Raw genomic sequence first — 23,933 nt, forward strand, 5'->3', positions numbered from 1 at the left:
ATTGGTGGTTATCCTAAACGGCTACGATTGCGCGCAGACCAGATCTCGGTGGCTTTTGCGTAGGCTGCATCGATGTCAAGTTGGGGAGTGCGAAGTTGCACGGCAATGGCAATGCTGCCTAATACGGCGTACTTGCCGTATTCACTGATGTTGTCGTCACACCACGCCTCGCGAAGGCACAGGCTGCTGAGCTCGGTTTGCCAGGTTTGGCGGCCGTCGAGCAGTTTTGGCCACTCTTGTTCGCCCAGTACGCCGTTGTGTACCGTTTTCACCTTGCAGATAGCCTCCGGCTTGCGCTCGGCCTCGCCGGCCTCGCCTTTAAATACTGCAGCATGGGGTTGCTGAAGCAGCGCAGCGGCCTGTTGGTGACTGTCGCTATAGGCGGGGTGGAAAATACTTTGCAGAGAGTGGGGCGCGGCGAAGGGGTTGATTAGCCTGGCGAGGCTATGAACCGGGGAGCGCAGTCCAAACAACTGGCGCATCTCCATCATCCGTTGCAGGCCCGGGCAGAATAAACGCAACGGCAGGTAGCAGAAATTACCTTGTTCAAGTGCCGTCGCACATTCTGAGAGGTCTTCTACCACAGGCTCGCCAAGTTCCCGCAAAAGTTGTTCGCTGTAGGCGCGGCCTGCTGTGTGGCCAGCTGCACCGTGCATCACCGTGCGAACGCCGCTATCGGCCAGCGCCAGCGCCGCCAACAGATACCAGGCTTGCTGGCGCCGTTTGCCGGCATAACTTGCCCAGTCCAGGTCCACGGAAAGTCCCGGCAAAGATAGACTGTCGCGCACCGCGTGGACGAAACCTGCAAGTTCCTCTGGGCTTTCTTCTTTCACTCGCAGCAGCATCAAAAACGCGCCGAGCTGGACGTCTTCCACCTCACCATTCAGAAGCATGGTCATGGCGCTACGCGCTTCTTCCAGCGTCAACGAGCGGGAGCCGGATTTACCCTTCCCAAGAATTCGCACATATTGTGCGAAGGGGTGTTCAGTCATAACAGGCCTTTGTTTCCAGGGCGTGCGCTCATGGTGTGGGAGCCGCCCAGATGATGGTTGCACAGAGGGGGAATTTTACCAGCTGAGGCAGTGTCTGTACCGGGTGCACAGTGTAACGAGTTGTGAATAGTTGATGCTTACCGCCTCTGGGTGGCCTTGATCGCCGAGTTGATAATGTTCTTGCGCGCGTTCAAGCCCGATAGATTGCGCATGTTGCGCCGCGAGAGTATTCAGGTAAACCACGACATCACCGCAGGCAATGCAGGGTAGGGCGCGTTCCAGGCTGTCGTTAGCCTGTAATAGGTGTAGCGTGGTCAAAAGCTGAGTGCCTTTTCTTCACTGGCAATAAGGGTTTGCAGCGCCGAATCGCTCAGTGCGGTTACCTCAATGCCAGTCGCGTGAGTTGCGGTGGTCGTGGCGCCTGTGGTGTAGATGCGGGTGAGGCCGAATTCCTCGAGTTGCGAGCAAAGCAGCGGATTTGCGCAGAGCGAAGCGAAAGCATCAGGCCACAACACAAACTGAACGTCTTGGCCAAACACGAGGGCGGTGAGTGCCAAGTCGCAGGCGTGTTGAAGTGCGTGGTTTTGGCTCACTAGCAGCAGCATGGTCTACCCCGAAAATCGCAGACTGCGTTGTGCTCGGTTGTCTTGCTCGAGCCAGTAGGCCAGCCCGGCTATCGCACAGTGTTCGGGCAGCTTCTCGGGCGTCAATCCTCGTGCGCTCGCGCTATTGCTGCAAAGGCTGAGCTCGGTACCTGATCGCTCAGCGATGGCTTGCCACTGTTCTAGTTCTGAGGCCGAGTCAGGGTCGGAGATTGCCAGTGCAACACTCTCGCCACTGAAAAAAATACAGCCTAACTCATGCCCCGCGGCAAGCAGCGCTTCGCAGAAGCCAATAGCGTGTGGGGTATTGCCCTTTGCGTTGACACCGTTGAGCATAATGGCAAAGCGCATAGTAAAGAATGGTCAGTTACTGAATAGAGATAAGGCCCCACCTGAAAGTGGGGCCGAAACGGGGCTTAATCGTCGCCGCTGAATACACCCAGTAGGTGCAGCAGGTGTACGAATAGGTTGTAGATATCCAGGTACAACGCAACGGTGGCGCGGATATAGTTTGTTTCACCGCCGTGGATAATACGGCTGGTATCAAACAGGATCAGGCCAGACATAATGAAGACGGCTGCTGCCGATATCGCCAAAGACGCCGCCGGCACCTGAAAGAAGATGTTGGCTATACTCGCCACGACAATAACAAGCAGGCCGACCATCAGGAATCCGCCAAGGAAGGAGAAGTCCTTGCGGGTGGTCAGTGCATAGGCTGACAGGCCGAAAAACACCAGCGCTGTGCCGCCTAGGGCTTGCATTACCAGCTCAGGGCCATTGGGAAGTGACAGATAGGCGCTGAGCATAGGGCCCAGTGCCGCACCCATAAGCGCAGTAAACACAAAGGTTGCAATCAAGCCCTTGCCGGAGTTTGCTGTGGCATTGACAACAAACAGCATTACCAGACCGCCAAGTGACAGGCCCAGGGCTGCACCGCGCCCAAGTTCCATAGCCATTGCCAAACCGGAAAACAGCGCACTATTGAGCAGGGTTAGCCCCAGCAACATATAGGTGTTGCGCAGAACCTTACTAACCTCAACGGCGGGGGCCGTGGTAGTGGACTGAAAAACCGCTTTTTCTTGCATGATTAACTCCGTTGTTAAAAGCATCATCTCATCAAATGATACGCACTAGACACGACTTTGGAAACTCGAAACGCAGCTATTTTTGTACTTGATAGTGATTCGAGGCGAGGAGGGAGGAAATCCGTGCAACGTCTACGGCGGGACTGGCTTATTGGCTTGGTAAGCCATTGAAAAGCCTGTTTAAACGTCGTGGAATAGGATATTACTGAATGTTTTTATTCTCCAGCTAGCCCGCTGCCGCGAGGGTATAAATATCAGGCCATTGGTGCTGGGCTGTTGGTAAAAGCCACTTTTCATGTGTTTTTGTGAGCGTAGTAGACCGAGCGGTACCAAGCGACTATTGAGGCGGGAGCGGTGATAAGCCCATACTGCCAGGAAATGTCGTTAAACCCGCCTTCAAAAAATAACATTTCTAGCTCGATGGCCACGGCTTGAATGACGACAAAAAACAATAATAGCGATGCCGGTAGCCGCAGGGCGAATATGCCGCAAATCAGCAGTAAAATGGCCCCGCCAGCCAAGGCCGGGACTAGTGCAACCACAAAACTGAGCCCGGCTATATAGAGCAGCTCCAGCCCGATCGATCGTGCGGCGATGGCTACGAGACCCGCATGGGCAAACGCCGCGAACACCGCCGTAGCCATGGCCGCAGGGAAGAGTTGATGAAGGTATGATGCCGTCAGGCCGACGGGCCTTTGTCCTTCACTCGAAATCATCGTTGATTCCCTTCGTTAGCGTGTCGAGGCCCAGCGTTAACTGCTCTGCCTAATCGCCGGCAATGGCAGTGATGCTCGACACTACATTCGTTTGCTATGGTAGCGTCAAACATTGCTCGCGTCGCTGTCGGTCGTCTGTCGCGAGAGGCCGCCCGAATAGTCGAAAAGGCGGTTGGCCGGAAGTCGCTCGGTCTGGGCTGCGTAAAGGGGAGAGGTTGGTGGATGAAATATTGTGTAATCGCGGTCGTATTGATGCTAGGAATGGCGTGTTATGCCGAGCCTATTTGTGATTTCCCGAAAGAGTATTGTGTGTCCCAGGCGGCGTTTGATGATGCGGAGTCGAGTCTAGCCGGTACCCTGACGTTGATTCAGGCGAAAATTGACGATAATGGCTTTGAGGATTTTTTAGTCGAACGAGATGAGATCAAGCACAGCCTAATTCAGGGCCAAGCTGCCTGGCAGAATTATCGGGACCAACATTGTGCAGCGGTCTTTCGGTTAATGAGTGGGGGTAGCTCCCGGCACGTGGACGAACTTAGTTGCCTGACAGACCTCACTAACGCGCGGGTGCGCCAGCTGCAGGAGCTCTACGAAGTACAGTGATAATAGGGTGATGTCGGGCAGCCTTATTTTGGCGTGTCGAGTACCTGCCATTTCTCCGTCGATGTAGCGCGTCGAACCTGCCAGTTTTCCCCATCCTGACTGCGGTAGGCCGCGTAAGTGGTGCAGCAGCCTCCTGCACCCAAGGCCTGCGTGCCGATTTCAATTTGAATGTACTTGCCGTCAAACGCGAGTTGTTCTCTCACGCATTGTTGCGGCAAAAAATACGGGGCGGGTTTGAATAGCAGAGTCCAGTGCGGTGCTGCGCCCTCGGCGTCTGTCAGCCGGCATACCTTGCAGTCTTTTATGCCAAAAGACACGGCCTTGCCGTGCGCCAGAGGTAGCTTCACAGGCGGTGTCGTGAAGTTTGGCGTGACATTGACGCTGTGCGACGGCTCGCTATCTGGTGGTAGCGAAAACCCCAAACAGAGGGAGGAGAAAAGTGCAAAACCGAATGATGTGACGCTGAGTGCGATCCAACGCGACTGAGCAAGCGATAGGGCGATTGTCATAGTTCCAGCTGCCTCAACGTTGAACGTTCTTGCACCGTGTTTCCTAGGGCCTGTTAACACTAATTAAGATGCACCTGCTGGAAGTCATTTTTGCCTCCAGCTCGGCGGAGGAAGTGAAGTTTGGTGGGCCCAAACAAGCGACCGACAACAACGCTGGGGGAAAAAATGGCTCCAGCCCTCCGGGTTGTAGCTAAAAATCCACCACTCATCGCCATTCGTTGCTTATTTGGAATAAGCAAACTTCTCTTCTCACTCCTTGATTGGTGAATTTTTAGCCGCAACAGGCGTAACTTAATTAGTGTTAACAGGCCCTAATGCGGCCAGTTTTGATCAGTCTACTTGCCCAATGTGATTTTCGCGTCGATGGCGCGCTTTAATCGCTCAATGAGCGAATAAAGTATATCCGCAGAGGGTGTTAGTGCCGAGCTAAGTGAAAATGAAAAGCACCCAGTTGCGCTGGGATGACATTCCAGGTCGGGCTTTCAGTGCAGGTACGGGAGCAGAAGAGGGCGGTGAATACTGAGAAAGAAATGGCGGAGGGGCAGGGATTCGAACCCTGTCGCGATGCGGCCTGCTCTATATAAATCAATGGGTTACGACTGCAAATAGCAGATTCAAGGTGCCGGTTTAGTCCCGGAGCGGTCCCAGCATGCTGGTGACAGTATTCAGCGTGGGAGCAAAAGCCTCCCTGCGTAAGGGGTTCGCTCAGAATGTGTGGGGGGTTCGGAAAAGCGTAATTTCTGTAATTTGAGCGCGAGGCCGCTTTATCTCGTTGTTTTTAAATGGAAAACTTGACTTAATGAATGTAATTATTGTGTTAAAAAACGTAATTTAGTTACAGTATTTGTAGTAATATTTCCAATAAATAATATCTATAAAAATCAATAAGTTATAAATTAATTACGTTTTGAGTTACGATAAATTACACCCTTTTGTAATTTTAAAACCCTTTTAAAACAATGGGTTACGCATGATTGCGGGGGGTATTCATAGAAGTTACACTTTTCCGACACCCCCCCTGCTCCTCAGAGGCTGCCTGCTGTTATGGATTTCTGCATAGCTAGATAAATCTGCAATAAATCAGTGAGTTACGAAATTTCCGCAAAGCTGCGCGGCAGCTAGTTCCCGCCTACTTATGCATCTGCAAAAAAACTAGGACATAAAGCGCGAAGGCGCGGCGGGGGGCGAACTGCGCGCGCCGGGTGGCATGCCCCCCTGGGGGTGGCCCCCGGGGCAGGGTCGTCGGGATGCTGCGAAGAATTTCCGCGCCGATCGTCGGGTGAGCTCGGGGGATCAGCCGCTGGGTGGGGTGGGTGGCCGCTGTCTATAGACAGGCGGGCTGAGCTGCGCAGGGTGATTGCTGTTGATAGGTGAGTAGGCCCAGTGATCAAGGGTGCGAGCAGTGAAAAAAATCATAAAAAACAATGTGTTGGAAAATTATTTTCGCGTATTTGTGGTATAATTTTAAAGCCTTTTGGTATAGGCGCCGCCTCGCAGAGATGCAGGCTTGTTGTGAAGGAAAACGTGGAAGCGCTACGTGCGACGCGGGGGCAAAAAAAAGCCGCGCTAGGCGCGGCAACTGGGTGGTGGGGTGGAGCTATCTGATGCTGGCGACTCAGACTTGGCTGATGCCTTCTATGGTGTAGGGGTTGAAGGTGATCACCTCTTCACCGAGCCAGTCATTTAGCTGTCGGTAGCGTTCCTGCGAGGGCTCTATTTCATTAGCGGCGAACACTCTGGCGGCAACAGCGGGGTCGCTCAGGCCGCTGGTGTTGGTGGGAATTACACCCATGAGCTGAGGTGGTACGCGGTGGCCAGCCATCAGGTCGTCGCGGGTGACGTTTTTGATGTTGAAGAACTCATCCTTGGCGCTGACTTCGCTGATGGGGATGATCTGCATGCCGTCTTTTTTGCCGTTGGGCGCGTACATGAACAGGTTCTTGAAGTTGCCGGGGCCTTTGCTTTCCTTCATCGCTTTGCGGATCGCGTCCACATCCTCGCCATTCTGGCTCGCGTCGGTCATGTAGAGAATGAAGCCTGCGTGGCTGCCGTTGTCGTAATACCGGCGGCGGAAGATAGTGGCGCTTTCGTTCAGCCAGGCGCTCTGCAGGCTGGACATGTATTCCGGCACGCCGTAAATCTCCTGGTTGATATCCGGCTGCAGTAGGTGGAATACCGATCCCGCCAAAAACTCGTGCGGGTTGCCAGCGTCATGGATAAACCAGTAGGTGTCGTCTTTGCCACGACGGGTGTACTTACTCAAACTATGTCGCAGTCGAATTGGCGTGCCCAAGCGGCTGGTTTCACGCTCCAAGTAGGCATTGCCGAACACCAGGTCATCGAGGACGAACTTTTCAAACTCCTGACGACTCAGCAGCGGGTGAGGGCGGAAGGTTTTCACCAACACATTTTTTTTCACCTGGATAGCACTGGAGTGGTGAGGGTTGGCCCGGTAGGTTTTGGCCAGGCCGTTGACTGATACCGGCGGCTCATACCATTTGCCGCTAAACCACGATTCGGTGTAGCCCAAGATATCCCGTGCGGCCAGCACTGGCTCGGCATCGCCAAAGGTGAACACCTCGGTTTTTTGCTTTTTGGCGGGTTTGGATTTCGCGGTGGCCATTAGAACAACTCCAATATGCTGTTATTGCCCGCGCTCTCATGAAGCGGGGCGTTGTCGAGTGCGTGCATTAGCGCCCAAGCCAAATCGGCGTGGCCGCTTTCGTTGGTGCGGCTGGCTTGGTAGGTCATCTGTCCGCCGCCGGCGGTCATGGTCCGCTTGATCATCAGCATGGCGTGCACCATATCCGTCCAGCCGTTATCAAACTCAAGGCGACCATGGGAAATAATGTCCTTGGTCTTGAGCACCATTTGGGCCTTGATGGCAGGGTTGTAGTCGTAACCCACGGCGCGCGGGAAAAAGCGGCGCACCATATCAAACACACCGGTGCCAATCGCGGTTTTATCGATGCCGATATGGGTAACGTTATAGATTTCGGTCAGCCGCTTGATGCGCTCAGCCTGGTCGACAAAGTCCATGCCCACCCAGTTGAGCTTATCCAAAATGCGGTGCTTACCGCCCGGTACCGGCGAGGGCGCCACCACTACGCAACTGGCGTTGTCACTGGTGCGCGACGGGTCGTAGCCTATCCACACGTCGCGGTTGCCGATCGGGCGGGGTGCCAGTGGCTTGAAGTCATCCCACGCCACCCAGCTGTCCACCATGCAGGCGGTCAGCTCGGTAAAGGAAAACACCGAGAAGGTGTCGTCCACGAACTGGCACATAAAGAGGTTTTCCATTTCCTCTGGGCTGTACTCCAGCCGCAGCTGCTCAATATCAAACAGGTCGCAGCCTTTGGCCTCGGCATCCAGCAAGGTAACGATCTGCCGCCATTGGCCGTCCTCACACATGCGGCCGGGCGCCAGCTTTTTGTGGGAAACATCCAACTGGATTTGGTCTTCTTTTTTGCGACCGCGGTTAAACAGTGCGCCGGTCCAGAATGGGTAGGCCTCGTGATTGACACTGGATGGCGTAGAAAAATAGGTCTGGCGCCATTTCTTGTGAGCGGCCATGCCCGAGGCCACTTTGCGCAGATTCTGAAACCGCTGAATCCAGAAATACTCATCCACATACAAGTGGCCGTGGTAACTCTGGGCCGTGTTGCTATTGGTCGAAAGGAATATCAGCTCCGCGCCATTGGGCAACACAATCGGGTCGCCGGTCAGCTCAACATCGGCCCATTTCTTTGCCGCCTGCACAACGTAATTCCTGAACACATGAGCCTGAGCTTTTGAGGCCGAGATAAAAATCTGGTTGTCGCCGGTAGTGGCCGCATCTACCAGAGCCTCATTAGAAAAATAGTAAGTGGCACCGATTTGTCGGCTCTTAAGAATATTGCGAATGCGGTGGAGGGTCTTTTTGTGCAGCCATTCCTTTTGGTAGCCGAATATCTCATCCATGAACCCCTCTTTAATGCGGTCCAGTGCTTCCGGCGAGATATCATTCTTGATTTTTTTATTGCTGCGTCGCTTTCCCCTGTTGCGATTGCGAACGTTTGGGTTTAAATCTGCCTCGTTGCCGCCATCGTCATAGCGACGAATGCGGGCTGTGCGCTCAAGGCTTTTGGTCAGCACCTCAATTTCTTTCAGGTCCTGATCCGTTTTTTCATCTTTCTTCAGCAGCTGGCACAGCCGGGCATCGATAGATTGCTCAACCCGCTGCACCACGGGCGCACTGTCCCAATCGTCCCGGCGCTTCCAGCTGTGCAGGGTGGCGCCAGGCACAGATAAACGCCGAGTAATCTCGGGAATGCGGTAGCCCTGCCAATAGAGCAACCGCGCTTCTGTTCTGTCATCTGAGGCCGTTTTCATGCGCTCAGATTACGGGCAAACCTGCCACCTCCTTATGTAGCCAAGGTGTAAAGCCCTCGTTTACTCCCGCACCGCCTTGGCGTGCCAAAACAATTCCGCAACGCTACCGCTCAACAGCTGATTTCACAGCCCAACAGCCACCAAAGCGGATGCAGAACATGAAATCGAAATTTTTCCGAGTTGCCGTTGAAGGCCAGACCACCGATGGCCGCGCCATTACCCGCGAACAGATTGTGGACATGGGCAGCACCTACAACCCTGAAAAATACGGCGCCCGTATTTGGCTGGAACACTTGCGGGGCCTATTCGCCGAAGGTCCATTCCCCGCCTTGGGTGACGTGGTAGAAGTCAAAGCAGAAGAAATCAAAGAGGGCGAGTTGAAAGGAAAAATGGCCCTGTACGCCGCCATCGATCCGACCAAAGAGCTTATTGCGATTAACGAAAAGCGCCAGAAAATCTACACCTCTATCGAGTTGGACCCCGACTTTGCTGGCAGCGGCCAGGCCTATATGTACGGGCTGGGCATTACCGACAGCCCCGCCAGTCTGGGCACTGAGGCCCTGAAATTCTCGGCGGAGAAACCGGCAGAAGAAAAGCTGTTGGCCAGCCGCAAAGCCCGCCCCGAGAACCTGTTCAGCGCAGCGATGGAAGTCGACATTGTGTTTGAAACCGAAAGTAAGCCGGACTCAAAAACCGACGAAAGCGGGCTCTTTGCCAAGATCAAAGACATGTTCAAAAAGCAGTCTCGTGACACACGCGAAGAGTTCAGCACTGCCATCGATACCCAAAACGACGCCATCACCCTGGTAGCGGAAGAGGTAGTCAAGCTGTCCAGCAGCCTGGCCGATTTAGCCGATATCGTGAAGGCCGGTGGCGACACCAGCGAACTGCAAACCCAATTCACCGCCCTGCAGGAAGAGCTGACCACGCTCAAAACTCAGCTTGGCAAAGAACACCAACACAGTCAGCGCCCGCCCGCCACCGGTGGTGACGGCGAAGTCCTGGCAGATTGTTAACCCAACAACCCCGAAAGCAACAGGCCGATAGCACAAAGACTTTGATTAGGAGCAACTGGCATGCGTAAAGAAACCCGCGAAAAATACAACGGCTATTTGGCCCAGCAAGCCACGCTGAATGCCATTGCGCTTGAAGATATCAAGGGGGGAACCAAATTCAGTGTTGAGCCCTCAATTTCCCAAACCTTGGAAGACCGTATTCAGGAATCCTCTGCCTTCCTGCAAAGCATCAACGTGGTGCCGGTCACAGAGCAAGAGGGCGAGACCCTTGGCTTGGGCACCAGCTCTACCATCGCCGGGACTACTGATACGGATTCAAATGATCGCGCCACCACTGACCCCACCGGGCTGAACGCGTTTGGTTACCGTTGCGAGCAAACCAACTTTGATACCCACCTGAAATATTCCAAGCTGGATATGTGGGCAAAATTCCCCGATTTTCAAACCCGCATCCGCGATGCCATTCTTCGCCAGATCGCCCGCGACCGCCTGATGATCGGGTGGAACGGTACCAGCCGCGCTGCCACCTCTAACCGTGGCACCAACCCGCTGTTGCAAGACGTGAATAAGGGCTGGATTCAGTATGTGCGCGACAATGACGCCGCCCGCATTATGAGCGAGGTCGAAGCCGCCTCTTCCGCTGTTAACGTCGGCACCAACGCCGGTTACGACTACCAGAACCTGGACTCACTGGTGTTCGATGTCGTCGAAAACCTGCTGGACGAATGGCATGCCGAAGACACTGGCCTGGTGGCGATCATGGGTCGCCAACTGCTGGCGGATAAATATTTCCCGCTGATCGACGGCAACAACGTGCCCACCGAGAAAATTGCCAGCGACATTATTATTTCCAGTAAGCGTGTTGGTGGTCTGCCAGCGGTACGGGTGCCTTTCTTCCCGGCGCGCAGCATCGTGGTGACCACCCTGGATAACCTTTCCATCTACTGGCAAGAAGGCACCCGCCGCCGCACCGTGGTGGACAACGCCAAGCGCGACCGCGTGGAAGACTACCAGTCCATCAACGAAGACTACGTGGTGGAAGACACCGGTGCCTTCGCTGCGGTCGAGAATATCAAACTTTGGAACGGCACTGCCTACGCGTAAGCGTGGGCAGCTGTCGATTAGCTAAACCACCAACCAGCAACAAACGGGGCGAACATGACACCAGCAGAGCGGCACCGCCAGCGCATGGCGGCCAAAGTCGAGGCCGAGAAGAACGCCGACCCAGCCAACACCCAAAGCCACACCGCCTACGAGCGGCAGTTGGTTTTGCTGGCTGAGCACAAGCGTCAGCTCAAAAGCATTCAAAGCATCGAGAAGAAAATCGAGCTTAAAAAGCAGCTTATTCCTGAGTACGCAGCCTACATTGCTGGGGTTCTGGAAGCTGATGCCGGTGGCGCAAATGAAGTGGTCACCACGCTTTTGCTCTGGTGCATCGACGCCGGCTATTACGACGGTGCGTTGGAGCTGGCTGAATACTGCCTGCGTCACAACCTGCCCACGCCAGACGCTCACCAGCGCACCATGGGCACCGTGATCGCTGAAGAGTTTGCCGACTACAGCCTGAAAGGGGCAGAGGGCATCACGCTGAACATGCTGCAGCAAGTTCAGGAGTTGACCAAAGAGCAAGACATGCCCGACCAGGTGCGCGCCAAGCTGCACAAGGCCATCGGCTACTTGCTGCGGGAGACAGACAAACCCGCTGCCTTGATCGAGTTGCAACGCGCCCTTGAGCTGAATACCGCCGCTGGCGTGAAAAAAGACATTGAAAAACTGGAGCGGGAAATTAAAGCCGCTGCCAGTCAATAAGAGGGTCGCCCCGCCGACGGAAGACCCGGCTGGAGGTTTTGAAATTGGTCAAAGCTGAAAGCCGGGCGCTTCTTAACGCAAAGGGCACATCAACATAGGTGAGATAATGGGCAGTTTTATCCCCAGTGGCCAAGCATCCCCCAGCAACGAGCCCGACCTGCCCAACATCCCCTTTTTTCCACCGGTTAGCCCAACGCTGTTCCGCGATGCCATGGACGTAGACACCACCGTGTCTACCGAGCGCATCAGCATGGCGCTGCAGCTCTCCCTCATGGAAGTCAATAACAGCCTGGCCGTGTGGTCTGCCGCGCAAATAGAACTGGGCAATGCCACCTTGGCCGCCACCAAAGACACCGTCTATGGCGAGGGCGAAGCGGCTGTTAACCATCAGGAAAAGCTCTACCAGTCTGCCGTGTTCCACCTGGCCAAAGCCAGGGTGGTAGAGCACATGCGCGACTTTGACAGCACCGCCGCCGGTCACAACAAAGCCGATGAGCTCAGCCAACCCATTGACGACTTCAAACGCGAGGCTCGCCGCAATGTGCGGGCGATTATGGGCCAGCCTGGCACCGTGGTGGAGCTGATCTGATGCGCCAGATCCGCACCTTGCAGGGCGACACCGCCGACCTGATTTGCTACCGGGAGCTGGGCCGCACCGCTGGGGTTACCGAGCAGCTGCTTGAGCTCAACCCACGGCTGGCCGACTACGGCCACATACTGCCCGCCGGGCTGCTGGTGAACCTGCCAGATAAGCCCGTGCAGGAAAAATCCAAAACCCTCAACGTGTGGGACTAACCATGAACGTAAAGCAGCTGTCTGAGCATATTGTTAAACCGGTACTCATGGCCCTGGGCATGTTCAGCGGCGAGGCGTTTCTGCTGCTGCTCGGGACTGCGGCCCAAGAGAGCGGGGGTTTTAATTTTATTCGCCAATTGGGCAGCGGACCCGCCCTGGGGCTGTGGCAAATGGAGCCCGCCACCCATGACGATATTGTCGAAAACTACCTGCGTTACCGGCCGGAATTGGCCAACAAGGTGCTGGAGCTGGCAGGCGTAACCGAATTTCACAGCCGCTATTTACTGATCAATTTGGCCTACGCCTGCGCCTTTGCCCGCTTGCACTATCGCCGGGTAAAAGAGGCCATCCCGCTGTCACTGGAGGGCCAGGCCCATTATTGGAAAGACCATTACAACACCCACCAGGGCAAGGGCCACCCGCAGGAATTTATCGACAACTACCAGCGATACGTAGCGGGGCAGGTGTGATGGACTGGAAGAGCGTAGGCCAGCGTGTTGCCAAAGCCGCGCCCCTGCTGGGAACCGTACTGGGAGGACCTGCTGGCGGTGCTTTTGGCGCTGTCGTTGCTGGCGCTCTCGGCGTGGATAATCAGCCTGATGCTGTGGCGGCTGCTATGGCGTCCCCTGAAGCGGTGGTTAAGCTCAAGCAGATTGAGTCGGATCATCGCGCCGAACTTGAGCAGATAGCCGCCAATGTCACATTGGCTGAACTCAAAAACCAGGAGCATGCCCGGGAGATTCACAAGCATTCGCCCATGCCGGCCATTGTTACCGGTGCGCTAACGGCCATGGTTGCAGTGGCGGGCTGGCTGCTGTTCCACGTTGAGATCCCGGCAGCCAACCGCGATGTGGCCTATATGCTGTTTGGGCAGCTGCTGGGCTTATGGGCTGCATCCGTTACGTATTGGGTAGGCACCACGCGCTCCAGCGCCGAAAAAACCCGTTTACTGAAGTCCGGGGCCTGACGCTGCGGCGTTGCGGTTGAATTATTGCCACCAGAAACAGTCAAGGATTAAGAATGGCTGACGAATCACTGCACGTCGTTTGGAAGCGCTTAGATGAACACCGGCAAGCCATTAGCGACCTGGAAAAAAACGACGTGCGCCACGACACCCGGATTGCTGACATGAACACCAACATGAATGCAAAAATCGACGGACTGGCCGCGCAGGTGGCCAGCTTTATGAGTGAGTCTAAGGCGTCTAACGATGCCACAGCGCATAAACTGGATACGGTCATTGCCAACCAGAATCAGAAATCCGGCGCCATTAGGGCGGCCGGTTATATCGTCGGTCTGATCTTGGCGATAACACCCATTGTGGTGGCCGTGGTCGCGGTCATGAAGAACTAGGCAACCCTATGGAATTACTCGCCGCGCTGCGCAAGCACATCCTCACCAGTCCGCTTGATATCAAGGCCGACAACCTGGTCACCTTTGCTAAAGACGGCGAAATCGTTAGCCACCAGGGCGACACCAACCAACATTTTGCCATCCGCTACGACGCCAACATCATTGTGGTGGACTACGGCAAAGCCCCTGACATGCTGTTTTACATTGTGCTCAACTGGCTAAAGGCCAACAATGCCAACCACCAGGCCAACGCCATCCGATTTAATGCCGATATCATCGACCACAAAAAAACCGATGTAGAAATCATCGTCCAGCTCGAGGAGCTGGTGGGCGCCAACGAAGTCGAGGGCGGTATCCAGCTGGTACATAACGGCGTTGCGCCCATTGATGTTGTGCCCCTTAGTGCGGGGGAGTGGGAGCTTTACATCCCGCCAGATCCTGACCCCGTGGCCGACTGGATTGCCCAGGGCGAATAGTGGCCGCCGAATATACCGACGCCACCCTCAACGACTGGCTCAGCGCCACCCTGGCGCCATTGTCACCGGCCAGCCGCCGCCAGCTTATGCGCGATATCGCCCTGTATTTACGCCAGTCCCAAAGCCAGCGCATTGCCGCCCAGCAAAACCCCGATGGCACCGCCTTTGAGCCCCGCAAAAGCCGTCTGCAGAAGCCCGGCATTCGTCGCCGTGCCATGTTTGCCCGCATCCGCACCCGCAAGCACCTGCGCTACCGGGCCAGCGCCGATGAGGCCGCCGTGGGCTTCCGGGGCCGGGTGGCGGCCATTGCCGAGGTGCACCAACACGGCCTTATTGCCGAGGTAGAGCAGGGCGGGCCGCTGGTGAAATACGCCCAGCGGGAGCTGCTGGGTCTATCAGACACCGACATGAGCCACATCGACACCCTGGTTAGCAAGCACCTTTCTGGGCGGTAAAAGCCACCCCATAAAATACCCCGCCAAGCCGTAAACCCGCCCGTTACACCGCCGCAGCCACTACGCGCGCGCATAAATCATCAACAATCACAGCCATGACCGAACTCGAGCTCATCAGCGACCTGCAGCGCCGCATCGCCAATTTGATCACCCTGGGCATTGTGCACTCGGTGGACGGCATCTTTTGCCGGGTAGCGATTGGCGGTGATGCCAACAACCTCACCCCGCCCATCAAGTGGCTGGCAAACCGTGCTGGTGATGAAAAGAGCTGGTCCCAGCTCGACGTAGGAGAGCAGGTCATGCTGCTGTGCCCCTCGGGCGACCCCGGCAACGCCGTGGCGCTGCCCGGGCTTTACAGCGCCGCCAGGCCTGCCCCCAGCACTGACCCTGATGAAACCGTGAGTGTGCTGCCCGATGGCGCCGTGTTCAGCTACCACCACGGCAACCAGCATTTATCCGTCACGCTGCCAGAAGGTGCGACCACCGAACTGATTACCGACGGCGGCCTGCACATTGTGGGCGACACCGAAATCGACGGTAACGTGACCATTAACGGCACCACCCACAGCACCGGCGCTATCACCACCGACGACGACATGGCCGCCGCTGGCAGCGTCCATGCCGACGGCGACGTGTCCGACGGCACCCGCTCAATGGGCGCCGACCGCGATATTTACAACACCCACACTCACCCCAATGGCGTAATGAACACCGAAGCGCCGAGCCAGCAGCAATGAACGGCGTAAACGCAAAAACCGGCAAAGCGCTGAGCGGGGCAGAGCACCTGCGCCAATCCATTGCCGACATTCTCACCACCCCGGTGGGCTCCCGGGTAATGCGGCGGGACTACGGCAGCCTGGTCCCGTTGTTGATCGACCAGCCCCTCAACCCCGCGACCAAGCTGCGGCTGTTTGCCGCCACGGCCCACGCCATTGCCAAGTGGGAACCGCGCTTTACGCTCACCAAGACCCGCTTTGGCCAGGCCGATACCGGCAAATTTGAGCTGCACGTTGAGGGCATTGATGAATCGGGCCAGCAAGTGCTGACGGGAGTGCCGCTGTAATGACCACCACATTTTCCGCCATCGACCTGTCGCAGTTGCCACCGCCCAATGTGGTCCAGCCCCTGGACTACGAAACCATCCTGGCAGAAATGATTGCCGACATGCGCGCCCGCCACCCGGACTTTGACGCCAATGTGGAATCAGACCCGGCCTATAAAATTCTGGAGGTGGCCGCTGCCCGTGAGCTGAACATCCGCCAGCGGGTTAACGACGGCGCCCGGGCGATTATGCTGGCCTATGCCACCGGCTCAGATCTGGACCAGCTCGCCGCCAACAAAGAACTCACCCGTTTTGTGCTCGACCCCGGCAACCCCAACGCCATCCCCCCTGTGCCGCCCACCTACGAGTCTGACGCCGACCTCCGCCGCCGGGTGCAACTGGCTGACGAAGCTCTGACCACGGCCGGCAGTCGCGGCAGCTACGTGGCGCTCACACTGAACGCCGACGCCAGTGTTAAAGACGCCGACGCCGAAAGCCCAACCCCCGGCGAGGTGACCGTGTATGTGCTCAGCCGCACGGGTGACGGCACTGCCGACAGCGGCTTGATTGAGACGGTAGAAGGGGCGCTGAATGACGAAGACAAGCGGCCCATGACCGATAACGTCACTGTGTTGTCGGCCACCATCGCCACCTACGCCATCGAGGCCGTGCTCACCATCTACCCCGGCCCCGATGCCATGGTAGTGCAGGCCAACGCCATTGCCGCCGCCCAGGCCTACGCCGACAGCATCCATAAGCTGGGCTACGACATTAAATTGTCCGCCGTGTATGCCGCCTTGCATCAACCTGGAGTGCAGTCAGTTGATCTGGTCCAGCCCGCCGCCGATGTCGCCATCGACACCGGCGAGGCCGCGTATTGCACCGCCTTTGATATCACCGTGGAGGGCGAAGCCGGTGTCTGATACCAGCCTGCTGCCCAAAAACGCCAGCGACTATGAGCTGGCGCTGGAAGCCGTCACCGCCCGGATCGGTGAAGTGCCGGTGGTCATGCGGGAAGTCTGGAACCCCGATACCTGCCCCTATGCGCTCTTGCCCTGGCTGGCCAGCGCCGCCTCGGTAGATGCCTGGGATGCCAACTGGACCGACGCCCAAAAGCGCGCCGCTATCAAGGCCTCACTGGCCGTGCACCGCCGCAAAGGCAGCATTGGCGCCGTCAAGCGCGCCCTCAATGCCATTGGCCTTGGGGTGAAAGTGCAGGAGTGGTTCAACCAAGACCCACCCGGCGACCCTTATACATTCAACCTGATTTTTGAAACCGACCAGACCGGCATACGCTTTGAAGATATCGACAAAATTCTGGCCGTGGTCAACAGCGCCAAAAGCCTGCGCTCACACCTGAACGAAATCATCCCCATTGTGATCAGCCGCAACCAGCCTGCGTTCGCCACCGTCAGCAACAGCGGCCATGAAGTCACCGTTAATCAATACGCCGACCCCATCGTTGTCATCAACGAGCTGGTTGTGCCCGTCACCGAGGCCTGAAATGGAAGTTAAAAACTACTTCGCCTTCACCGCTGAAAATAAGCCCATCCGGTTCTGCACGGCTTACCTCTACGAAGCGGGCACCAGCAACCTGGTAACCGGGCTGACCGATAAAAACGGCAACCCCATCGACAATCCCTTTCAGGCGGATAAAGATGGATTGGTGCAGTTTGCAGGCCCTAATGGCGTGTATGACCTGCGGTTTAAAAGCAGCCTGCGGGACTATCGGATACGGGTGAGTATTGTTGATACGCCAGCGCTTCTGGCGGCAGCAGCAACGGCGGCCGAGGCGGGCAGCCAAGCGGTAGAGAGCGCGGCATCAGCCAAGCGGTCAGAAGAAATAGCCCTTGATGCAAACCAGATTTATGACTCTACGGCCGATGCTTTGAGCAACGGGGTAAAAACGGTGGTAATCACAGCGCCGGGCTCTGGTGGTACAGACGGGCAATACATTGTGCCCGTTACGGGCACCACAGGGAGCGGTGGCCAGCTATTGGTTGTGGTGTCGGGGAATGCGTTGGCGGAGGCTTACGTTCTTACGCGAGGCACGAACTACACTGGACCGTTGAGCGCGGATATTGATACTGCAGCGGGGACCGCCGGGGCAGAAGTGTCGCTGACTTTGGCCGCGAACCGGGGTGTTGGTCAGCGGTTTTACATTCCCAGTGCTAGCGCTACCGGGTTTTATGATCGATACAAAGTGAATGCCGGCCCGGTGGCAGTGCTCGAAAAGACGCTGCCGGCGCAGGACTTAATCGACGATATTGTCGCCACGATCAACGATCGAGACGATGTTGACAGTCTGCTATCGATCAGCGATTTTGCCGGTCTCGTCGGGTTTTTAGTGCGACAGAACGGGTCAATATTGTCGCCGAGTTACAATATCGAGTCCGATGATGGTGGTGCGGGTGTGGTATTTGCCGACAAATTCGGATTCGTCGGGTTTGAATTTTCACCAACTTTTGGCGCAGTTGCTCCAAAGTTTTCGGGGCTCGATTTTGACATTGAGTCGTCGCGCCATGTTGATTTTGCAGTGCTCGATGGTTTTGGCTTTGTACTGTTTACGCCATCCGGATTTTCTGCGCCACCGAGCGACCCCAGCCAGCCAGCGGAAAACTATGAGGCTCGGAACGCGCGTAATTTAGCACTGAGCGCTGCCGTTGCGCGATCGTACAACGCATCGACTGCGTCGCTCAGCGCAAAATACAACCATTTTGTGTATTACGGGCAGTCTCTCTGTACGGGGTTTGAGGGTTGGCCTGCGCTATCAAAAACCGCTTATAGCGATTTGGGCAATCTAATGCTCGGCAATTCGACGCGACCGGACGACAAATTTAGCGCGGATTTTACGCCCGTTGGCGTATCAACACTGCAGCCGCTCAAAGCGGTCGTGCAGAGTAATGATGGATCAACAATATTGTCTGATGCTGCCGTGGCTGCGCTGACGCCTGGCGCCGGCAACGAGGGCGAATCCCCGGATGTTGGGGCAATTAATTTCTCCCGCCGCCAGTTTTTGGATTATCACTCATTGTCACAGGACGGAGAGCGGCGTTTTGTTGTCACTAACTGCGGGGTGGCGGGCCGGACAATTGCGGAGCTAAGCAAGGGGGCTGATCCCGAAATCTATAACCGCACGGTCGATGCATGCACCGCAGTCAAATCTATCGCAGACAGCGAGTCTGCCGCGTATCAAATCCCAGCCATTATTTGGATGCAGGGTGAGTACGATTACATATTTGATACCCCGCAAGCGACTTACAAATCAGATTTGGTTGCGCTTAGAAATGACATGATCGACGATCTGTGCAGTGGTATTGCGGGGCAGTCCAGGCCGCCCGCGTTTATCACTTATCAAACCGGTGCGGGTTATACGAAAGATGATCAAAATCTTGCGATCGGGATGGCGCAACTGGAGTTGTCAGAGGAGCAGGATAACTGGTACCTGGCGACACCGGTGTATCCATACACCGACAAAGGTGGGCATCTGGACCCAAACGGCTATCGCTGGGTTGCAATGCAGCTGGGCAAAGTCATCCATCGCGTCTGCACCCTGCGTCAAGGCTGGCGGCCACTGTCTCCGAACGGGCTCACAAGAGACGGTCGCGTAATTGTCATTGATTTTCACGTGCCTGAGCCGCCGCTTGTTTTTGATGCGCCCTATGTCGTGTTGTCGGCGACTAACTATGCAACAAAGGGGTTTCGGGTGCTGGTCAATAATGTATCTGCATCAATTCTGTCGGTGTCTCTGCTGCATGACACGATGGTGCAGATAGAGCTGGTTAACGACGTGCCAGAGGGCGCAACCGTTGCTGTGCAATATGCGCCGCAGGCGGGCCACGGCGGCAATGGCAATTTGCGTGACAGCGATCCGACGATCGCGTCGGAAAACTACGAGTATTCAGCAGGTAATGGCCAGTACGCCGGGGCCAACATCCCGGCATTGGTCGACAAACCGTATCCGCTACACAACTGGTGTGTGGCATTTCATCTAGCTATTTGAGGGCGCAATTATGGGTTTAGTTCTGCGAGTAAAGAATGCGGATTTTTCTGCTAGCGCGGTTGCAGTCGTTATGCCGGTCATGGACGACCTTGCGTATTGCAATTTTTTTGGCGGCAACGAGGCCAATTTGGTGCGTAATCTGGCACCAAACGGCGAGCTGTCAATCGTGAGTGGTGCACCGCAGGTAAATGATAACAGTGTCGTGTTGGGCGGTGGCTATGGCTACATACAAACGCAAGTGGATGACGACTCCGAGGTGTCAATTATCACCGTTGTGCGGGCGTTAGAAGATGTTGGCGGTGCAATCGTTGTCGGCAACACGTCATCGGCTAGCCAAGTGCACGCGGGCACGACACAGGGCACCGCGCTGTATTTTACGCAGGAGACCGCTGGTGACGGCGCGCTGGCTGCGCGATTTAACAGCGCGCAAACGGATGGATCGACCTCATCTGGCGTCATCGCGTCGTTGATTGGCGGAGTTACTGAGGATCAGTTTTGCTGCTTGGCGGCCAGCCGCAAGGCATCGACAAAGGCCCGCACAGTAAAAAACCTGAGCACAGCCGCGCAGAATGTCGTCAACGGCTCGCTAGATCCAGATTACGGCGAGCAGTTCCGGATCGGCAGGGGATACAACCTGTCAACATTCCCGGATGACGTTGAAGTCGCGTTTGTTGCAATTTATAAGCGCGCGCTGAGTGATGCCGAGTTTTCTGCGATGTATGACTATCTTAAAGGTCTTTTCTCTTCAAAAAGCATTGAGATCTAGGTGGCCGTCCATGCCAAACTTCAAAACCATCCACACCGCCTACGCCCTAGAGCGCCTTGCCGCCGCTGAAATCAGCGGCGAGCCCATCAACCTGGTGGAAATCGCCGTGGGCGATGGCAACGGCGTTGATGTCTACCCCGACGAAGGCCAATCGACGCTGGTTCGGGAGCGTTTCCGTGATGTGGTCAACCGGGTATATCAACACCCGGAAGACAACACCCGCTACACCGCTGAGCTGATTATTCCCGCCACGGAGGGCGGGTTTACCCTGCGGGAAATTGGGGTTTTTGACGACCAGGGCGGGCTGTTTGTGGTCGGAAATCTGCCGGAAACCTACAAGCCCACCGACGCCGATGGGGCGTTTTCAGACACCGTGGTCCGCGTTGAATTTGCCGTAAGCAATGCGGCGGTGATCACCCTGCAGGTCGACCCCAACGTGGCGGTGGCTACGCAAACGTGGATCATCAATAACATCAAAATGGCTACGCTCACACCGGGCGGCACCACCGGCCAGGTGCTGCGCAAGCAGTCCAACACCGACGGCGATGTGGACTGGGAAGACCCTGACGTGGCCAATATCACCGTGGACACTATTGAGGAAGAACAGACCCTGGCCGACAGCCAAACCCAGGTGGATTTGGCTGTGGTCAGCACCCGGGGGCTGGCGGTGTACATTGATGGCCAGCGCCTTTACCCCGGGGCAGGGGCCGACCAGTGGCAGAAAGCGGCGGCGCCCAATGATGAAACCCGGATCATCCTGGGCCAAAGCTACACCGCCGGCACAAAGATCATCTGCGCCCAGAACGAGCCCACCGGCAGCGCGCCTGCGCCACTGGAAAAGAGCAAAAATCTGTCTGATGTGGCCAACGTGGCAACCGCCCGGGCAAACCTCAGCGTATACAGCAAGGCTGAGGCAGACCAGAAGGCACCCCCGGGGCTGGTAGGCATGTTTGCCCGCAACTCTGCACCCACGGGCTGGCTCAAGGCCAACGGCGCGCTGGTGAGTCGCACAGCCTATGCCAATCTCTTTGCTGCAATCGGCACCACCTTTGGCAATGGCGATGGCTTTAACACCTTCGCGCTGCCGGATCTGCGCGGGGAGTTTATGCGCGGCTGGGATGACAGCCGCGGCATTGATTCCGGCCGGGCTTTTGGCTCAGCCCAAGGCTCAGATAACAAGGCCCACACCCACTTTTCGTTTACGTCAGACACCGGCTCAGTCAACCCCCAAAGCAGCCCCATTACCGCCAGCAACAGCCCAGTGCCAAAGAGTGCGACCGGGGGGGAGGCCAACGCCCATATTGCCGGTAAAGCGGCCACGCCATCGGTGGGGCTCACATCGTCATCGGGCGGCACTGAGGCGCGCCCGCGCAATATTGCCATGCTGGCCTGCATCAAGTATTAAAGGAGCTGCGCATGATCGTTTATCAACACGACGCCGCAGGGCTGTATCAGGGCGAGACCGAAGCCGACGAATCACCGCTGGAAACCGGCAAGTTTTTATTGCCCGCTCGATGCACCGAAACACCGCCGCCGCCCGAGGTGCCCGAGGGCAAATGGCCGCGCTGGAATGGTCACAGCTGGGATCTGGTCAACCGGCCCGCCCAGTCAGAACCCGAAGACCCGGTGGCCAAGCTGCAGGCCTTTTTGCAGCAAAACCCCGACGTGGCGCAGCTCATTTCCCAATAGCCCACCATCTTACCCCGCTGTATAGCGGGGGTTTACTCCTGCCACTGCTTTAACGCGCATGGCAACCAGCGAAAAATGCGGGTAACGCAATCATTAATCGCTGGAGACCACCATGTCTGACCAATATCACCACGGCGTCCGCATTATCGAAAAATCCGAAGGGGCGCGCCCAATCCGCACCGTGAATACGGCGGTGATTGGTCTGGTGGGTACCGCGCCAGACGCCACCCCAGCGGTGGCCGCCACCGGCCAAATTGGTGTTGTCGCTTCAGACACCGCCATCGCGCTCACCTCAGCACTGATCGGCCAGGCGGGCAACAGCGTTACCATTACCGTGATTGATACCGGCGAAGTGGACGAAGCGCTGGCCGTCGCCGTAGACGGCAACGACATTACCGTTACCCTGGCTACCGACGGCACCGGCGATGTCACCAGCACCGCCGCCGATGTGATTAACGAGCTCACCAGCGAGGCGTCCGCCCTGGTCACCGCCGTCAATGCCACCGGCTCAGACGGAACTGGCGTAATGATTGCCGAAGCGAAAGTCACCCTTACCGGTGGCGTGAATGAACCTTTCCCACTCAATACTCCAGTTTTGGTACTGGGCAACCGGGCCAAAGCCGCCTTGCTCGATAGCACCGGCAAAGGCCTCGGCACCTTGCCTGCCGCCATGACCGCCATCTTTGATCAGATCGGCGCCATGGTTGTAGTAGTGCGGGTGGCAGAGGGCATTGATGATGCCGCCACCACCACCAATGTGATTGGCTCGGTGGTAGACGGTAAAGCCACCGGCCTGCTGGCGCTGAAAGATGCCCAGGCCCAGCTGGGTGTTAAGCCGCGCATTCTGGGTGTGCCGGGGCTGGATCACCTCACCGGCGTGATTGCGGCCATGGTGAGCGTGGCCGACGGCCTGCGCGCCTTTGCCTATGCCTACGTGAGCGCCGACACCATGGAGGCCGCTGTTACCGCCCGCGATAGCTACGGCTCCAAACGGCTTATGCTGCTGTGGCCTGAGTTCACCGGCTGGAACACCGCACTGAATGCCGAGGTCGCGCTTACCTCAACCGCCCGCGCATTGGGTGTGCGTGCCCGTGCCGACAACGAGGTGGGCTGGCACAAAACCCTTTCCAACATCGAGGTGAATGGCGTAACGGGCATTTCCAAATCGGTCCACTTTGATCTAACCAACGTCAACACCGACGCCAACTACCTCAACGGCAACGAAATCACCACGCTCATTCGCAGCAGCGGCTTCCGCTTCTGGGGTTCGCGCACTTGCTCCAACGACCCGGTGTTTGCTTTTGAGTCGGCTGCCCGCACTGGCGACATTCTGGCTGACACCATTGCCGAGGCGCACATGTGGGCAATGGATAAGCCCATGAGCAAGGTGCTGATCAAAGAGATTGTGGAGGGCATTAACGCCAAATTCCGCAGCCTCAAGGCCAGCGGCTACATCGTGGACGCCTATGCCTACGTGGATACCGATCTGAACACCACCGAGCAGCTGGCAGCGGGCAAGCTCACCATCAGTTACGACTACACTCCCGTGCCGCCGCTGGAAGACCTCACGTTTATCCAGACCATTACCGACCGTTACCTGGTGCAACTGGTCGCCTAAGCGCGCCTGACGCCATCCACTCAATCACCGGAG

At 56.7% G+C, this 23,933-nt stretch carries 28 protein-coding genes; 20 read left to right on the plus strand and 8 right to left on the minus strand.

The window, feature by feature from the left end; translation table 11 throughout:
- Positions 1 to 8 precede the first annotated feature (8 nt).
- The 5 genes from HNR64_RS10480 to HNR64_RS10500 all read right to left on the minus strand — a co-directional run bounded on the left by HNR64_RS10480 (position 9) and on the right by HNR64_RS10500 (position 3,395).
- Positions 9 to 992: a glycosyl transferase family protein gene (locus HNR64_RS10480; protein WP_204996430.1), complete on the minus strand. Its 984-nt coding sequence runs from the start codon at positions 990 to 992 to the stop codon at positions 9 to 11.
- A gap of 314 nt (positions 993 to 1,306) precedes the next feature.
- Entirely contained in the window at positions 1,307 to 1,597 is a 291-nt protein-coding gene (locus HNR64_RS10485; protein WP_204996431.1) for a hypothetical protein, read from the minus strand.
- 3 nt (positions 1,598 to 1,600) lie between these two features.
- On the minus strand, positions 1,601 to 1,945 hold the full coding sequence (locus HNR64_RS10490) for a DsrE family protein (protein ID WP_204996432.1): 345 nt from the start codon (positions 1,943 to 1,945) through the stop codon (positions 1,601 to 1,603).
- 65 nt (positions 1,946 to 2,010) lie between these two features.
- On the minus strand, positions 2,011 to 2,679 hold the full coding sequence (locus tag HNR64_RS10495) for a Bax inhibitor-1/YccA family protein (RefSeq protein WP_204996433.1): 669 nt from the start codon (positions 2,677 to 2,679) through the stop codon (positions 2,011 to 2,013).
- 293 nt (positions 2,680 to 2,972) lie between these two features.
- Positions 2,973 to 3,395, minus strand: a complete 423-nt coding sequence (locus HNR64_RS10500) for a hypothetical protein (protein WP_204996434.1) — start codon at positions 3,393 to 3,395, stop codon at positions 2,973 to 2,975.
- A 222-nt stretch (positions 3,396 to 3,617) separates the two neighbouring features.
- Here HNR64_RS10500 and HNR64_RS10505 point away from each other — a divergent pair, with 222 nt between their 5' ends.
- The gene (locus tag HNR64_RS10505) at positions 3,618 to 3,998 is read left to right on the plus strand and encodes a lysozyme inhibitor LprI family protein (RefSeq protein ID WP_204996435.1); all 381 of its coding nucleotides are present in this window, start codon (positions 3,618 to 3,620) and stop codon (positions 3,996 to 3,998) included.
- 23 nt (positions 3,999 to 4,021) lie between these two features.
- On the opposite strand, the gene HNR64_RS10510 is transcribed toward HNR64_RS10505, so the two are convergent.
- The 3 genes from HNR64_RS10510 to HNR64_RS10520 form a co-directional block, all read right to left on the minus strand.
- Complete coding sequence (locus HNR64_RS10510) at positions 4,022 to 4,507, minus strand: hypothetical protein (RefSeq protein WP_204996436.1); 486 nt, start codon at positions 4,505 to 4,507, stop codon at positions 4,022 to 4,024.
- 1,615 nt (positions 4,508 to 6,122) lie between these two features.
- The gene (locus HNR64_RS10515; protein ID WP_204996437.1) at positions 6,123 to 7,130 is read right to left on the minus strand and encodes a phage portal protein; all 1,008 of its coding nucleotides are present in this window, start codon (positions 7,128 to 7,130) and stop codon (positions 6,123 to 6,125) included.
- A complete protein-coding gene (locus HNR64_RS10520; RefSeq protein ID WP_204996438.1) occupies positions 7,130 to 8,878 on the minus strand; it encodes a terminase large subunit domain-containing protein in 1,749 nt (582 codons plus the stop codon). The genes HNR64_RS10515 and HNR64_RS10520 overlap by 1 nt, the downstream gene beginning before the upstream one ends.
- 158 nt (positions 8,879 to 9,036) lie before the next feature.
- Between HNR64_RS10520 and HNR64_RS10525 the strand changes: the two genes are divergently transcribed.
- The 19 genes from HNR64_RS10525 (at position 9,037) to HNR64_RS10615 (ending at position 23,900) form a co-directional block, all read left to right on the plus strand.
- A complete protein-coding gene (locus tag HNR64_RS10525; RefSeq protein ID WP_204996439.1) occupies positions 9,037 to 9,894 on the plus strand; it encodes a GPO family capsid scaffolding protein in 858 nt (285 codons plus the stop codon).
- 60 nt (positions 9,895 to 9,954) lie between these two features.
- Positions 9,955 to 10,998: a phage major capsid protein, P2 family gene (locus HNR64_RS10530; RefSeq protein ID WP_204996440.1), complete on the plus strand. Its 1,044-nt coding sequence runs from the start codon at positions 9,955 to 9,957 to the stop codon at positions 10,996 to 10,998.
- 54 nt (positions 10,999 to 11,052) lie between these two features.
- Positions 11,053 to 11,703, plus strand: coding sequence for a phage terminase small subunit (gene gpM, locus HNR64_RS10535; protein WP_204996441.1), 651 nt, complete (start codon positions 11,053 to 11,055; stop codon positions 11,701 to 11,703).
- Between the two features lie 106 nt (positions 11,704 to 11,809).
- Complete coding sequence (locus HNR64_RS10540) at positions 11,810 to 12,292, plus strand: head completion/stabilization protein (RefSeq protein WP_204996442.1); 483 nt, start codon at positions 11,810 to 11,812, stop codon at positions 12,290 to 12,292.
- Positions 12,292 to 12,498: a tail protein X gene (locus tag HNR64_RS10545; RefSeq protein ID WP_204996443.1), complete on the plus strand. Its 207-nt coding sequence runs from the start codon at positions 12,292 to 12,294 to the stop codon at positions 12,496 to 12,498. Before HNR64_RS10540 ends, HNR64_RS10545 begins: the two co-directional genes overlap by 1 nt.
- A 2-nt stretch (positions 12,499 to 12,500) precedes the next feature.
- Positions 12,501 to 12,968 (plus strand): hypothetical protein, encoded by a 468-nt coding sequence (locus HNR64_RS10550; protein WP_204996444.1) that lies wholly within the window; start codon positions 12,501 to 12,503, stop codon positions 12,966 to 12,968.
- Positions 12,968 to 13,465: a hypothetical protein gene (locus tag HNR64_RS10555; protein WP_204996445.1), complete on the plus strand. Its 498-nt coding sequence runs from the start codon at positions 12,968 to 12,970 to the stop codon at positions 13,463 to 13,465. The genes HNR64_RS10550 and HNR64_RS10555 overlap by 1 nt, the downstream gene beginning before the upstream one ends.
- Before the next feature lie 53 nt (positions 13,466 to 13,518).
- Positions 13,519 to 13,851 (plus strand): hypothetical protein, encoded by a 333-nt coding sequence (locus HNR64_RS10560; protein WP_204996446.1) that lies wholly within the window; start codon positions 13,519 to 13,521, stop codon positions 13,849 to 13,851.
- Between the two features lie 8 nt (positions 13,852 to 13,859).
- The gene (locus HNR64_RS10565; protein WP_204996447.1) at positions 13,860 to 14,327 is read left to right on the plus strand and encodes a phage tail protein; all 468 of its coding nucleotides are present in this window, start codon (positions 13,860 to 13,862) and stop codon (positions 14,325 to 14,327) included.
- Complete coding sequence (locus tag HNR64_RS10570; protein WP_204996448.1) at positions 14,327 to 14,782, plus strand: phage virion morphogenesis protein; 456 nt, start codon at positions 14,327 to 14,329, stop codon at positions 14,780 to 14,782. Before HNR64_RS10565 ends, HNR64_RS10570 begins: the two co-directional genes overlap by 1 nt.
- A gap of 95 nt (positions 14,783 to 14,877) precedes the next feature.
- Complete coding sequence (locus HNR64_RS10575) at positions 14,878 to 15,519, plus strand: phage baseplate assembly protein V (protein ID WP_204996449.1); 642 nt, start codon at positions 14,878 to 14,880, stop codon at positions 15,517 to 15,519.
- The gene (locus tag HNR64_RS10580) at positions 15,516 to 15,845 is read left to right on the plus strand and encodes a GPW/gp25 family protein (protein ID WP_022957280.1); all 330 of its coding nucleotides are present in this window, start codon (positions 15,516 to 15,518) and stop codon (positions 15,843 to 15,845) included. The genes HNR64_RS10575 and HNR64_RS10580 overlap by 4 nt, the downstream gene beginning before the upstream one ends.
- Positions 15,845 to 16,747 carry a baseplate assembly protein gene (locus tag HNR64_RS10585; protein ID WP_204996450.1) on the plus strand — a complete coding sequence of 301 codons (903 nt, stop codon included), beginning with the start codon at positions 15,845 to 15,847 and terminating at the stop codon, positions 16,745 to 16,747. Before HNR64_RS10580 ends, HNR64_RS10585 begins: the two co-directional genes overlap by 1 nt.
- Positions 16,740 to 17,327 carry a phage tail protein I gene (locus tag HNR64_RS10590; protein ID WP_204996451.1) on the plus strand — a complete coding sequence of 196 codons (588 nt, stop codon included), beginning with the start codon at positions 16,740 to 16,742 and terminating at the stop codon, positions 17,325 to 17,327. The genes HNR64_RS10585 and HNR64_RS10590 overlap by 8 nt, the downstream gene beginning before the upstream one ends.
- 1 nt (position 17,328) lies before the next feature.
- Complete coding sequence (locus HNR64_RS10595) at positions 17,329 to 19,827, plus strand: sialate O-acetylesterase (protein ID WP_204996452.1); 2,499 nt, start codon at positions 17,329 to 17,331, stop codon at positions 19,825 to 19,827.
- A 10-nt stretch (positions 19,828 to 19,837) separates the two neighbouring features.
- Positions 19,838 to 20,593 (plus strand): hypothetical protein, encoded by a 756-nt coding sequence (locus HNR64_RS10600; protein ID WP_204996453.1) that lies wholly within the window; start codon positions 19,838 to 19,840, stop codon positions 20,591 to 20,593.
- 10 nt (positions 20,594 to 20,603) lie between these two features.
- Positions 20,604 to 21,998, plus strand: a complete 1,395-nt coding sequence (locus tag HNR64_RS10605) for a phage tail-collar fiber domain-containing protein (RefSeq protein ID WP_204996454.1) — start codon at positions 20,604 to 20,606, stop codon at positions 21,996 to 21,998.
- A gap of 11 nt (positions 21,999 to 22,009) precedes the next feature.
- Positions 22,010 to 22,282 (plus strand): hypothetical protein, encoded by a 273-nt coding sequence (locus HNR64_RS10610; protein ID WP_204996455.1) that lies wholly within the window; start codon positions 22,010 to 22,012, stop codon positions 22,280 to 22,282.
- 112 nt (positions 22,283 to 22,394) lie between these two features.
- Positions 22,395 to 23,900: a phage tail sheath subtilisin-like domain-containing protein gene (locus HNR64_RS10615; protein WP_204996456.1), complete on the plus strand. Its 1,506-nt coding sequence runs from the start codon at positions 22,395 to 22,397 to the stop codon at positions 23,898 to 23,900.
- Positions 23,901 to 23,933: the final 33 nt, after the last annotated feature.

Source organism: Spongiibacter marinus, from assembly GCF_016906995.1.
GTDB lineage: Bacteria > Pseudomonadota > Gammaproteobacteria > Pseudomonadales > Spongiibacteraceae > Spongiibacter > Spongiibacter marinus.